Origin of the sequence: Kitasatospora sp. A2-31 (genome assembly GCF_022288725.1) — a bacterium.
Classification (GTDB): domain Bacteria; phylum Actinomycetota; class Actinomycetes; order Streptomycetales; family Streptomycetaceae; genus Kitasatospora.
Map to the genome: position 1 here is coordinate 197172 of NZ_JAKNTA010000004.1, position 12515 is coordinate 209686.

General features: G+C 71.5%; 11 protein-coding genes and 1 pseudogene. 9 read left to right on the forward strand and 3 right to left on the reverse strand.

The window, feature by feature from the left end:
- Window positions 1-31: 31 nt before the first annotated feature.
- Genes MCM47_RS13120 through MCM47_RS13130 form a run of 3 tightly spaced genes read right to left on the reverse strand, consistent with a single transcriptional unit; the run spans window position 32 to window position 4484 of the window.
- Window positions 32-2893 (reverse strand): amino acid adenylation domain-containing protein, encoded by a 2862-nt coding sequence (locus MCM47_RS13120; protein WP_238861731.1) that lies wholly within the window; start codon window positions 2891-2893, stop codon window positions 32-34.
- Between the two features lie 57 nt (window positions 2894-2950).
- Window positions 2951-3775: an SDR family oxidoreductase gene (locus tag MCM47_RS13125; protein ID WP_238861732.1), complete on the reverse strand. Its 825-nt coding sequence runs from the start codon at window positions 3773-3775 to the stop codon at window positions 2951-2953.
- Window positions 3776-3788: 13 nt separating this feature from the next.
- Window positions 3789-4484 carry a thioesterase II family protein gene (locus MCM47_RS13130; RefSeq protein WP_238861733.1) on the reverse strand — a complete coding sequence of 232 codons (696 nt, stop codon included), beginning with the start codon at window positions 4482-4484 and terminating at the stop codon, window positions 3789-3791.
- A gap of 476 nt (window positions 4485-4960) precedes the next feature.
- Here MCM47_RS13130 and MCM47_RS13135 point away from each other — a divergent pair, with 476 nt between their 5' ends.
- The 9 genes and pseudogenes from MCM47_RS13135 to MCM47_RS13175 all read left to right on the forward strand — a co-directional run.
- Entirely contained in the window at window positions 4961-6235 is a 1275-nt protein-coding gene (locus MCM47_RS13135) for a beta-ketoacyl synthase (RefSeq protein ID WP_238861734.1), read from the forward strand.
- Window positions 6232-7359, forward strand: coding sequence for a beta-ketoacyl synthase (locus MCM47_RS13140; protein WP_238861735.1), 1128 nt, complete (start codon window positions 6232-6234; stop codon window positions 7357-7359). Before MCM47_RS13135 ends, MCM47_RS13140 begins: the two co-directional genes overlap by 4 nt.
- The gene (locus MCM47_RS13145) at window positions 7356-8267 is read left to right on the forward strand and encodes a beta-ketoacyl synthase N-terminal-like domain-containing protein (protein ID WP_238861736.1); all 912 of its coding nucleotides are present in this window, start codon (window positions 7356-7358) and stop codon (window positions 8265-8267) included. The genes MCM47_RS13140 and MCM47_RS13145 overlap by 4 nt, the downstream gene beginning before the upstream one ends.
- Complete coding sequence (locus MCM47_RS13150; protein WP_238861737.1) at window positions 8264-9031, forward strand: alpha/beta fold hydrolase; 768 nt, start codon at window positions 8264-8266, stop codon at window positions 9029-9031. The genes MCM47_RS13145 and MCM47_RS13150 overlap by 4 nt, the downstream gene beginning before the upstream one ends.
- A gap of 52 nt (window positions 9032-9083) precedes the next feature.
- Window positions 9084-10091: a thioesterase family protein gene (locus MCM47_RS13155; protein WP_238861738.1), complete on the forward strand. Its 1008-nt coding sequence runs from the start codon at window positions 9084-9086 to the stop codon at window positions 10089-10091.
- Window positions 10088-11200 (forward strand): beta-ketoacyl synthase N-terminal-like domain-containing protein, encoded by a 1113-nt coding sequence (locus tag MCM47_RS13160; RefSeq protein ID WP_238861739.1) that lies wholly within the window; start codon window positions 10088-10090, stop codon window positions 11198-11200. The genes MCM47_RS13155 and MCM47_RS13160 overlap by 4 nt, the downstream gene beginning before the upstream one ends.
- Window positions 11197-11604 (forward strand): 3-hydroxyacyl-ACP dehydratase FabZ family protein, encoded by a 408-nt coding sequence (locus tag MCM47_RS13165; RefSeq protein ID WP_238861740.1) that lies wholly within the window; start codon window positions 11197-11199, stop codon window positions 11602-11604. Before MCM47_RS13160 ends, MCM47_RS13165 begins: the two co-directional genes overlap by 4 nt.
- A complete protein-coding gene (locus tag MCM47_RS13170; RefSeq protein ID WP_238861741.1) occupies window positions 11601-12101 on the forward strand; it encodes a 3-hydroxyacyl-ACP dehydratase FabZ family protein in 501 nt (166 codons plus the stop codon). The genes MCM47_RS13165 and MCM47_RS13170 overlap by 4 nt, the downstream gene beginning before the upstream one ends.
- Window positions 12102-12115: 14 nt before the next feature.
- Window positions 12116-12515, forward strand: a pseudogene (locus tag MCM47_RS13175) (cytochrome P450); the annotation flags it as partial.

The window sequence follows — 12515 nt, forward strand, 5'->3', positions numbered from 1 at the left end:
ACGCCGCTACCTCGCCCGGGTGGTGGCCGGCTCAGCCCCGCACGCCGCGGACGTGCTGAATGAATTGCATCGCAACGGAGTTGCGGTAGAAGTCCTGCGTGGAGACCCGGGGAAGACCCCGGTCCCGCATCTCCCGCAGCAGCCGGATGACCAGCAGGGAGTTCCCGCCGTGTTCGAAGAAGTTGTCCCCCGGGCCCACCTCGGTGTTCAGCACCTCACTCCACAGCGCGAGGATCTCCCCGTCGAGCGGGTCGGACGGGGCGTCGGAGCGGCCCGCCGGTGCCCGGCCGGGTGCGGACGTCGATTCCTCCCGGAGTGTCGGCTCGGGCAGCGCGGCGGTGTCCACCTTGCCGTTGATGGTCAGGGGGATGGACTCCATCACGGTGACGGTCGCCGGCATCATGTAGTCCGGCAGGACCCCGCTCGCGTGGGTGAGCAGGTCGGCGGCCGATGCCACCGACCCTGCCCGGAGAGCGACGTAGGCGTCGATCCGTGCCGTCGCGCTGTCTCCGGGGGTCGCACAGCGGAGGACGACGGCTGCCCCGCTCACCGACGGATGGCTGAGAAGTACGTTGCGGATCTCGTCGAGCTCGATGCGATGCCCGCGGATCTTCACCTGACTGTCGATGCGGCCCAGGTGGTCTAGCCTGCCGTCCGGGCGGATGCGGCCGAGGTCCCCGGTTCGGTAGAGCCGCCCGCTGCCGTAGGGGTCGAGGACGAAACGCTCCGCGGTCAGCTCGGGCTGGTGGAGGTAGCCCCGCGCCACGCCCGCACCGCCGACGTAGATCTCGCCCGGGGCGCCGGCCGGGAGCACTCGGCCCCGGGGATCCCGCACGGACAGCGACCAGCCGGGCATGGCCCGGCCCACCGACCGGCTGCGGACCCGGACATCGGCCGGGCTCAGGGTCTGCTCGGTGACGTGGACGGTGGTCTCGGTGATGCCGAACATGTTCGACAGCCGGCACCGGCTCGGGGAGTGCCGGGCGAACCAGGGCGCGAGCATGCCCACATCCAGCGGCTCACCGCCGAACACGACCAGCCGCAGGGCGAGTTCGCCGCCTAGCCGGCCGTCGGCCTCGATGAACTGCGCGAACGCCGACGGGGTCTGGTTGAGCACGGTCACGCGCTGGTCGGCGACCAGCTCGTAGAACAGCTCGGTGTCGCGGGTCACCCAGTACGGGACCACCACGATGCGGCCGCCGGTGAGCAGACAGCCCCAGATCTCCCACACGGAGAAGTCGAAGGCGTAGGAGTGGAAGAACGTCCACACGTCCGCCGGCCCCAGCCCGAAGTCGTCACGCGTCGCCGTGACCAGCGCCGCGACATTGCGGTGCGGGACCACGACGCCCTTGGGTCGACCGGTCGATCCGGATGTGTAGATGACGTATGCGGCGGAGGACCCGTCCTCCTCCTGAGGTAGCGGCAGTGCCGGGTTGTCCTGAGCGAGGGCGGTCAACTCCGCGGGGGAGACCACCCGGACGCCGTCGAACTCCGGGAGCGAGGCTGCGTCCCCGATGACGGTCGTGGTGCCGGTGTTGCCCACGGTGTAGCGCAGTCGATCGTTCGGGTACCGGATGTCCATCGGCACGTAGGCGCAGCCGGCCTTGAGCACGCCCAGCAGCGTCACCACCAGCTCCGCGGTGCGATCGAGGGCCACCGCGACCAGGCTGCCGGGGCTGATGCCCAGGGCGAGCAGACCACGGGCCATCTGCTCCGCACGCTGGTCGAGCTGCGCGTAGCTGAGTTCCTCGTCGCCGTCGGCCAGGGCCACGGCCTCGGGCCGGCTCCGCACGATTTCCGCGAGGAGGCCGTGGATGGTCCGGTCCGTCGCCTCGGGAGTGCCTACCGCAGGGGTGCGGCCGTTCTCCACCGCCCGCAGCGCCTCCGCATGGGGCATCAGGTCGATGTCGCCGAGCAGCCGGTCCGGCCCGTCGGCCATCTGGTCGGCCACGTGGCGGAGGTGGGCGGCGAAGTCGGAAGCGATCTCGGTCGCTAGGTCGCCCTCGTCGTAGTGGAGCGTGCCCTGGACGCCCCCGTCGGCGGCACGCCGCCAGTGGACGACGATCGGCAGCGGGGGTGCCAGGAACGGCCGGTAGTGGGTGTCGGGAAGGTCGTCGTCGAACACCACCCCCACGACCGGTACCTCCGTAGGTCCGGTCGGCTCGGCGCCGAACGGTCCCCGGTACTGCGCGAGGTAGTCGCGGACGGTCTGCTGCTCGTCCAGGGGAGCGGCGCACACCGACAGCTCCTCGGTGGTGTCCGCCGCCGAGATGATCCCGACCGCGGTGCTCTCCAGGGAGGAGTGCCGGGCGAGTACGAATGCGGTCGCGCCGACGAGCAGCGCGTCCGAGGGGTTCCGATGCCCCAACTTCACCGGCATCGAACCGGTCCGCCCGGCACGGGAGGGCTCGCCCAGCCCCCACTCCGGTGCGGGACGGGCGGTCCGGTCGGCCGACGGCCGAGTGGCGGCCGCGGCCCGGGGCCGCCGGACGAAGCGCTCGCCGTCCAGCAGGAGCGCGGCCAACTCGTGCAGTTCCTGCCCGGTGAGCTCGGTGCGCCGCCCGACCAGCACCAGGTCGCAGACACCATCGGTGTAGGTCAGGAGGACCGCTCGCAGCGATCCGCCGGGCTGCAGCGGCCGTTCGGCCTCGGCCCGGGTCCGGGCCTGTGCGGCGGGCTCGTCGCAGGCTGCCGGGACGGTCTCGTGCCAGATCCGCAGCGAGTCCAGCACGGGGTGGTCGGCCGCGCCCTTGCGGGCGTGGTCGCGCACCGCTTCGGGGGTGATCGGGAGCCGTGCCCGTGCCGTGAGGCTGTGGCAGGCCCTGGCCTGGGCAATCTGCAGCCTCCCCGGACCGGCCGGGATTGCCACGCGGTAGCGGACGCCTGTTGCCATGGGAACTCCTGCAGAGCGAAGGACTGATCGGGATCGGGGAGGCGCCGGTACGGCGGCTCAGCGGGCGACGAAGCCGCCGTCCACCGTGACCGCGGTACCGGTCACCTGGCGGGAGTCGTCGCCGGCCAGCCAGACCGCCGCTCCCGCGACGTCCTCCGGCTCGATGAGCCGGTTCGTCGGCTGGGCCTGGACGAAGATCTCTTCGTGCTCGTCGACCGAGACGTCCAAGGACCTTGCGATCTCGGCGAGCATGCGGCCCTCGACCACGGCGTCGTCGCGCACGGAACCCGGGCACACGGCGTTCACCCGAACCCGGTGGGGCGCGTAATCCAGCGCGGCCGCCTTGGTGAGTCCGACCAGGCCGTGCTTGGCGGCGACGTATCCGGCGAAGTGGCGGTAGCCGACCAGGCCGGCGGTGGAGGAGACGTTGATGATGCTGCCCTCACGCCGGGCGACCATCGTCGGCGCGACGGCCCGCATCATGCGCCACGCCCCCGAGAGGTCTATGTCGATCATCAGCTGCCACTCGTCCTCGGTGATGTCGTGGATCGCTTTGCCCGAAGGTGCCGCGATGCCCGCGTTGTTGACGAGGACCTGCACGGATCCGAAGCGGTCGAGTGCCTGAGCCACCGCCTCCTCACACGCCGTGCCGCTGCGGACGTCGGCGGTCATGGTGACCACCGGGACGCCGTGCCGGCGGCAGAGGTCGGCCGTGTGCCGGAGCTGGCTGTCCGAGCCCAGGGCGTAAGGCACGCCGTCGAGGTCCCGACCGACATCCAGCAGGAGGAGGCTGGCGCCCTCCTCGGCGAAGCGGGTGGCGCAGGCCCGGCCGAGTCCGCGGGCCGCACCCGTGATGACGGCTGTCTTGCCTTCGAGTCGCATCGTCCGTCCCCTCTCAGTCCAGGGTCCGGATGACGGCATCCAGAACAGTGTCGGGGGAGTCGACCAGGTACATGTGCTGGCCCGGAACCTCCAGGTAGTGGAAGCCCGCCGAGGTGACCGACCTCCACTCCCGGGCGTGCTCCCGGGAGACCAGGGCGTCGTCGGCGCCGCGCAGCGACGTGACCGGAATCCGGATCGGCCGGTCTGACAGGGGCTTGTAGTTCTCGTGCATCTCGACGTCGGCACGCAGCAGAGGCAGCAGGATCTCCCGCATGTCGGGATCGGCGAGCGCTTCGTGCTTGTAACCCGCGAACTCCTCGACCCGGGCCACGAACTCGTCGTCGGCGAGTCCGGTGGCGCGGTCGTCGCGTCCGTCCCAGGGGCCCGGCGAGCCACTGACGAAGAGGTGGGTGAGCCGGCCGTCACCGGCCTCGTCCAGGTTACGGGCGACCTCGTAGGCGAGAACCGCGCCGAGGCTGTGCCCGAACAGGGCGAACTCGTCGTACTCCCGCACAAGTTCGGCAACCTTGGGGGCGAGGAGGGTGCCGGCCTCGACGGCGTCGGCGTACGGCGGGTCGATGAACAGTTCCTCCCGGCCCGGGAGCTGGACCGGGACGATGCTCGGGCTGCCTGCCGGGAGGTCCTTCCAGGCCCGGTAGAAGCCTGCGCCGCCCCCAGCGAAGGGCAGGCACACCAGTGCGCGGTTCATAGCGGCACTCCTAGTTCTATAGTTCACGCCAATTCAGGCCTTGTGGCGGATCGGGAGTGCACGGCCCCGACCAGGCTCTTCGGACGCGGTCCGTCCGCTTGGCGGCGACGAAATCGAGGCAGCCCTGCCTGCCGTCCTGTCCGTGCGCAACGGCAATCCTGTGCGAGCCCCCGTGCGCCGACAACGGGTGCTGCATCAAGCTGCCTGGGGGAATCTGCCGGACACCCGCTCGGTTGGCAGCTTGTTGCAGTGGCATTCAGGGCCGATGAGAGTCGGGGTTAGGGTCGGCGAAGCGGTGACTTGTGGAGTTCCTGCGCAAGGAATTCATGGCGAAGGACGTCTGCTCGGTCGGTACCGACCCGCACGGCGGCCTTCCACCGACGTCCGGTTTCCTCTCCTGCTGAGGTGACGGGAATTCCCCTTCGGGACCGCGCCGGTGGCCGGGCCCGCAATTTCCATTGAGTCGGAGGAGCGACGTGTCCTCAGTACCCCCCGGTTCCGAGCCGGGAAAGTGCCGTGTGGTGCTCACCGGATTCGGTGTCGTGTCCAGTATCGGAATCGGTGCGGCGGAGTTCACCGAGAGCCTGCGGGCGGGTCGCAGCGGAGTGAGCCCGATTTCGGTGTTCGATGTGGAGGGCTTCGCCCACGGCAACGGCTGTGAGGTGACCGAATTCTCCCCCGAGCAGTGGATCACCCGTACCCCCGTATCGGCCCTGGGCCGGGCCAGCCGGTTCGCGGTCGGCGCGGCGCGGATGGCCCTGGAGGATGCCGGGCTGGACTCCGACTGGCTGTCCGCCCGGCGCGGACTGATCTCGGTGGGCACCACCGACGGCGAGTCCTACGAGCTGGACCAGCTGGTGGCCACCGAGATCGCCTACGGTCCCGAGGGGATGGATCCAGAGGTGGTCCGCAGGACCTCGGCGATCCGGCTGTCCACGGCCATCGCCCAGGAGCTGGAGCTCACCGATGTCGAGGCGATGACCATCGCGACGGCCTGCTCCGCCGGCAACTACGCGATCGGCTACGGGTTCGACGCGGTGCGCAACGGCGAGGTCCAGTACGCCCTGTGCGGTGGCGCCGACGCGATGTGCCGCAAGACCTTCACCGGCTTCTACCGGCTGGGCACCATCGCCCCCGAGTGCTGCCAGCCCTTCGACATCAACCGCAAGGGCATCCTCACCGGCGAGGGCGCCGGCGTCCTGGTGCTGGAGAGCCTGGAGTCCGCCCTGGCCCGCGGCGCCCGGATCTACGCCGAGGTGCTCGGCTACGGCCTCAACTGCGACGCCTACCACCAGGTGGCACCCAACGGCGACAGCGTCGCCGAATGCATGGAGATCGCGCTGCGCAACGCGGGCGTCAAGCCGGACGAGGTCGACCTGATCTCCGCTCACGGCACCGGTACCAAGGCGAACGACATCACCGAGGCCGGCGCGATCCGCAAGGTCTTCGGCGACACCACGCCGCGCACCATCTCGCTCAAGTCGATGCTCGGCCACACCATGGGCGCTGCCAGCGCCCTGGGGGCTATCGCCTGTGGCCTCGCCATCACCCACGGCTTCATCCCGCCGACCATCAACCACACCGAGACCGACCCGGAGTGCGACATCGACTGCGTGCCCAACCAGGCGGTCGACGCGGACCTGCGGGTCGTTCAGAACAACGGCCTGGCCTTCGGTGGGAACAACGCGATCGTCGTGCTCGGCAAGTACGAGCCCGAGCTCCGCGACGACCGGGTGGGCAGCGCGGCATGAGCTACCCGATCACCGGCGTCGGCGCGGTGGCGAGCATCGGCGGCGACCCACAGGAGATCTTCGACGCGCTGTGCGCCGGCCGCAGCGGCGTCGGACCGCTCGGCGGCTTCGACCGATCCCGCTACAAGGCGCAGCAGCTGTTCGAGATCGACGACCGTCCGGCGGGCGGCGACGAACCCCACCGCGCCACCCGACTGCTGGTCCAGGCCGTCCGGCAGGCCCTGCGGGACGCCGGCCTGTCAGAGGACCTCGGCGACACGCCGGTCCTGGTCGGCACCGGGCTGCGCGAACTGCGCTCGCTGGAACTGTGGTGGCGCGACGGCGTTCCGTTCAGCGCCGACGAGCTCGACTTCGGTCCCGCGCTGCGCCGCGAGTTCGGTGCGACGGACACCCACACCTTCGCCAACGCCTGCTCGGCCTCGCTGTACGCGCTCGCGCTCGGGTGGGACCTGCTGGCCCAGGGGGAGACCGACACCGTCGTCGTGGCCGGCTGCGACGTGGTCACCGAGTCCATGTTCGGCCAGGCCGACCGGATCCAACTGACCCCGCCGACCGCGGTGCGCCCGTTCGACGCCGACCGCCAGGGCACCATCCTGGGAGAGGGGGCCGCCGCCGTGGTGCTGCGCAGCCGTCCCGACCAGGACCGGCCGGTCCGCGGCCTGCTGCACTCCGTGGCGGTCAACTGCGACGCCCACCACACCACGGCCCCCGATCCGATCGGGGTGGGCGCCTCGCTCCGTCAGGCCCACGCGGCGGCCGGCATCGACCCGCGGGACATCGACCTGGTGCTGCTGCACGCCACCGGCACCCTGCTCAACGACCGTACCGAGGCGGACGTGCTCGGCGAGGTGTTCGCAGGCTCCGCCCCGGCCATGACCGGGATCAAGGGGCTGACCGGCCACACCTCCGGCTCGGCCGCCCTGCTGAGCCTGGTCGTCGCCCTGTCGGCGATCGAGCGCGGTCGGATCCCCCACATGGCGGGCCTGGAAGACCCGCTGCCGGAGGGGGCCGGCCTACGGCTGGTGGCGGGCGCGCCGTTGACCGCGCCGGTCGGCCTCGCCCAGGTGAACGGCTTCGGCTTCGGCGGCGTCAACGCCGTCGCGATCGTGGGAGGTGCCGCATGACCGTGGCCGTCACCGGGCTGAGTGTGCTCCTGCCCGGCCTCACCGACCCCCGTGCGCTGCTGGAGGAGCCCACACCCGACGCCGACCCGGTCGATCCGGCCGCCCTGATCGGCCGCAAGGGGTTGCGCTACAAGGACCGCGCCACCCAGCTCGGCCTGTGCCTGGCCCAAGCCGCGCTGACCGACGCCGGCCTGCTCGACGGGACGGGCCCGGCCGCCGCCGGCGACCGGATAGGGGTCGTGGTCAGCACCAATCTGGGCAACGCGGACACGGTCTGCCGCGCCGTCGAGACCATCGCCAAGGAGAGCACCAGCGGGCTCAGCCCGATGGACACCCCGAACGCCTCCAGCAACATCGTGGCCTCCGAGATCGCGATCAGGTACGGGCTGCGTGGACCCAACCTGACCCTCTGCAACGGTGTCACCTCCGGCCTGGACGCGGTGCGCTGGGCCACCCTGCTGCTGCGCTCCGGCCGGGCCGACCACATGCTGGTCATCGGCGTGGAGCCGGACAACCCGGTCACCCGGGCGCTGGTCGACGGCCGCGTGGTCGACGGGGGCGCCGGTGTGGTCCTCGGTCGTGCCGCGGCCGGCGCCCCGGTGCGGGCGCTGCTCGGCCCCCTGGTCCGGGCCGCCGACCTGCGCAGCTGCGCGAGCCGGCTGACCGAGGCCGTGCCCGGGGCCGCCGCCGTGATCGCCGCCGACCCGCTGCCCGGGACGGACGCCGTCGCGCGGATCGACCTCGGCGGCTGGGGCGCGGGCTCGGGCGCGCTCGGCGTGCTCCAGGTGGCGGCAGCCGTCGGATGGGCCGACTCCGGCCGCCGTGAGCCGGTCCTCGCGCTGCTCGGCGGCCCCTCGGCCCCGGCCGCCACCGGCCTGGCGCTCCGCGTACCCGAGGAACGCCGATGAGCCGGCTGCTGCTGCTGCACGGGCTCGGCAACAACGCGGGACTGTGGTCGGCCGCAACCTCCCACTGGCGCCCGGGGCTTGGCATCCACGCCCCGGACCTGCCATGGAGCGGCGACGGAATCGCCGGTTGGCGGCACGAGACCGACTCGGCCCGTCACATCGAGCAGGCCCTCGCCGCGGTCGACGGCGGGCCCGACGTGGTCGTCGCGCACTCCTTCGCCACCCTCCCACTGCTCGAACTGCTCTGCCGCCGGGAGGCGGCCGGCGACCCGGTACGGCTGGCCGGCGTCGTGCTGGTGAACCCCTTCTACCGGCAGCGAGCGGCGGACTTCCACTGGGACGAGATCGTGCCCATGGTCGGCAACTTCCCGCAGACGGTCAGCGAGGGTATCCGCCTGCAGAGCGGGGCGCGGCCGATCGAGCCGGCTCTGCAGGCCGACATCATCCGCAAGCTCTGCGTGTGGATCGGCCCCTACGGTTGGCTGCGCTTCTACGAGGCGTACCTGCGCACCCCCACCCTGCCGGTGCACCTGATCAGCACCCCGTGCCTGGTGGTCGGCACCGAGCTGGACACCAGCGCGCCCGCCTCCGACGCCCACCAGCTCACGGCGCGGCTGCCGCGGGCCGAGAGCGTCCTGCTGCCCGGCGTCGGGCACTTCCCGATGCTGGAACAGCCTCGCCAGTTCACCGACCTGGTTCACGCGTTCCTCGATCGCAGCCTGATCCGGTCCGGCCTCGCTGGCGACACCCCTGCCCCCGTCTGACCGGCCCGTAACAACCACACCGAATCGAACTCTCACCACGAAGGAGACGGCGATGGCCGACGTCCGGGATCTCGCCGCGGACAAGTTGAGCGCCCCCAGTACCGCACGGATCCGCCCAGGCTTCGAAGGCAACAACATCAGCCACGCTCTTGGCTTCAAGCACATCAACTACGTCTCCGAAGCCGCCGTGCTGCACCACTTCCGTGAGGCGGGCCTGCCGGTCGGGAGGCTGTACAAGGAGTTCGGACTCGGCTTCGAGATCGTCGAACTGAAGTCCCGCCTGGTCGAACTGCTGGACCTGGACGACGAGGTGACCGCCGAGGTGGTGCCTGTCACCAAGCCCGGCGCGACCGAACTCAGCTTCAAGGTCAGCCAGTTCGTCGAGCGCGACGGAAGGTCCGTGAAGTCCGCGACCTCCACCGTCAAGGTCGTGCTGCGCATCGACGAGCACGTCCCGGCCTCCGGCCCCTACCCGGAGGAGGTCGGCCCGTTCGCGGTGCGGCGTCTGGGCACCGGGGCTCGTCTGGAGCTCGGTGTCACCCCGCGCCCGTACGGCAGCCTCAACGAAGGCCGCGGCACCGTCGGCGCCGACCCGGTCCTGGCTCGGCTGATCGGTGAGGACAACGCCTTCGGCTGGCGCTGGCGGGTGCCCTACTTCTACTGCCACTTCAACGAGCGCCTGCAGATGTCCGGCTTCCTGCGGGTGATGGAGGAGGCCGAGGACCTGTTCCTGGCCGAGCGCGGCCTGCCGATCAAGCACGTGCTGGACACCCGGCGGTGGATCCCGGTGGTCACCCAGTCCGAGATCCGGCTGCTGGACGAAACCCTGATGGAGGAGGAGCTCCATACCGTCTACACCATCGAGGACGTCTTCAAGGAGCTGCTCTACACCGCGCGGATGGACACCTACGTGATCCGCGGCGGGGAACTGGTCCACACCGCCACCGGCCGCATCACCCACGGCTACCTGCACGAGTACGAGCCCAACTCCTGGCGGATGGCGACCCTGGACGAGGCGACCGTCGCCGCCCTCTCCACCCCGAAGAAGGTGCACGCGTGAGCGCCTCCACCGCGATCCGGCCGGTGATCACGGGCTGGTCGGCGATATCCCCGTACGGCCTGGACGCCGAGGCACTCGCCGAGGGCCTGCGTTCGGGCCGCTCTACCGCGACCACCGTGGACACCACCCGCTGGCAGGTGCCCGAGGGCAACGCCCACCTGGTGCCGGGCTTCGAGGTCCGCGAGGTGCTCGGCAAGAAGGGCACCCGCTCGATGGACCGGGTCACCGGCCTGGCGATCTCGGCTGTCCGTGGGCTCCTGGTCCAGCCGGAAGCCGACCCGCAGCGCGAGACCGGTGACCGGGCCGCGCTGGTGCTGGGCACCACCACCGGCAGCGTCGCCAGCATGATGGACTTCACCCGCAGCTCCTTGGAGGGCACCCGCCCGTTTGAGGTCGACCCGGCGCTGATGCCGAACGCGGTCATGAACTGCGCGGCCGGCCAGAGCGCGATCTGGCACGGGCTGCGCGGCCCCAACACCACCGTGGCGGGTGGCCGGACCGCGAGCCTCGCCGCGCTGAACTACGCGACCCGGCTGCTGGCCTCCGGCCGCGCCGACTCCGTGCTGTGCGGTGCGGTGGAGGAGTTCTCGGCGGCCCGCTACTGGATCGAGCATCACAGCCGTGGCACCGGGGCCCCCGCGACCGACATCGGCGAGGGCTCGGCGATGCTGCTGATCCAGCCCTCGGACGCGGTGAGCCCCGGGCGTCGCGCGCTTGCCGAGGTGCTCGCCGTACGCTCCCGCGTCGCCGCCCGCGTGGACGATCACGACCTGATGGCCAGCTGCGTCAACTCCGCGCTGGAGGCCGCCGGCGTGGCGCCGCACGAAGTGTGGGCCGCCGTGCCCAGCGACGCCCCCGGCGCGGCCGGCCTGACCGAGGTCGCGGCGCTGCGCGCGGTGCTCGGGGCCCAGGCCGACGAGGCCCTCACCCGGGTACCCGCGGTCGGTGTCCTGGGCGACGTCTCTGCCGCCACTGGGGTGTTCCAGATCGCCATCCTGCTGTCCTCGGCCGCGGAGCAGCCGGCTGCCGCCGGTCGGCCCGTCGTCCTCACGTCGGTGGACCGCGACGGCGCCCTGGCCTGCGCGGTGCTGCGCCTGGGGGCGGAATGACCACCGCCGTCACCGCCGTGCACCCGCCGATCAGCCCGGTGGCCGGGCCGATCGAGGTCGTGTCCCCGCCGACCGACGGGCGGGCCAGTGTGCGAATCGTGATCACCCCCGAGGAGCCGGTCTTCGCCGGCCACTACCCGGACTTCCCGATCTTCCCCGGCGTCTGCGTCCTCGAATGCGCCCACCAGGGAGCCCGCGTCACCGCCCCTGAGCCGGTCGAACTGATCGCGGTGGACTCCGCCCGTTTCAGCGGCGCCGTCTACCCCGGCGACACCCTCGTCATCGACCTCACCTGGCGCCGGACCGAGGACGGCTGGCAGTGCCGGGCGGCCGCCGCCACCGGGAACGGGCCGGCGGCCTCCATCCGCCTGCGCTTCGCCACCACCGATGGAGGGGCACGATGACCGCTGTCGAGTCGACGCCGACCGGCGACCCGGCCCCGGCGGTCGTCGACCTGCTGCCGCACCGCTATCCGATGCTCCTGGTGGACCGCGTAGTGGAACTGGTGCCGGGGGAGCGGATAACGGCGACCAAGGCCGTCACCCACAACGAGCCCTGGTACGCCGGGCTGGTCCCAGGCCAGGACCCGGTCTACCCGCTGCCGTTGCTGATCGAGTCCTGGGGACAAGCGGCCGGTGTGCTCGCTTCCGCCACCGCACCCGACGCCCGCGGCCAGGTCATGCTGTTCGGCAGCGTCACCGCCGCCCGCTTCCACCGCCCCGTGCGTCCCGGTGACCTGGTCGAACACCTGGTCAGGGTCGACCGCATGCTCGACGACTCGGTGGTCTTCGAGGGTGAGAGCCGCTGCGCCGGGGAGCCGGTGATGTCGGTCGAGCGCATGGTGATGGCCTTCCGGCCGGCGGCACTGCTGCGCCCCGCAATCGCCGCCCCGTCGGCCTGACCGAGGAGAGACACATGACTGCGACACCCAAGCCTTCCAAGTACTGGATGTTCACCAACGAGTTCACCCAGAACCCCTTTCCGATCCTGGAGTACATCCGCTCGCAGGGACCGGTCTGCGAGGTGCCGCTGCCCGGCGCCGGCCGGGCCTGGGTGGTGACCCGTTACGAGGAGGCCAAGGAAGCGCTCGCCGACCCCCGGCTGAGCCGCGACATCCACTACCACTACAAGCTGATCGCCGAGCGGACCGGACAGCGGGTGGTGCCCCCGCCGGAGAACTCCAACCACCTGGCCAACCTCGAGCCGCCGCGGCACACCCCGCTGCGCCGTGCGATCAGCTTCGCCTTCACCCCCCGCCGGGCGGAGGCCATGCGCCCCAAGGTCGTGGCGATGGCCGACGAGCTGCTGGACAAGC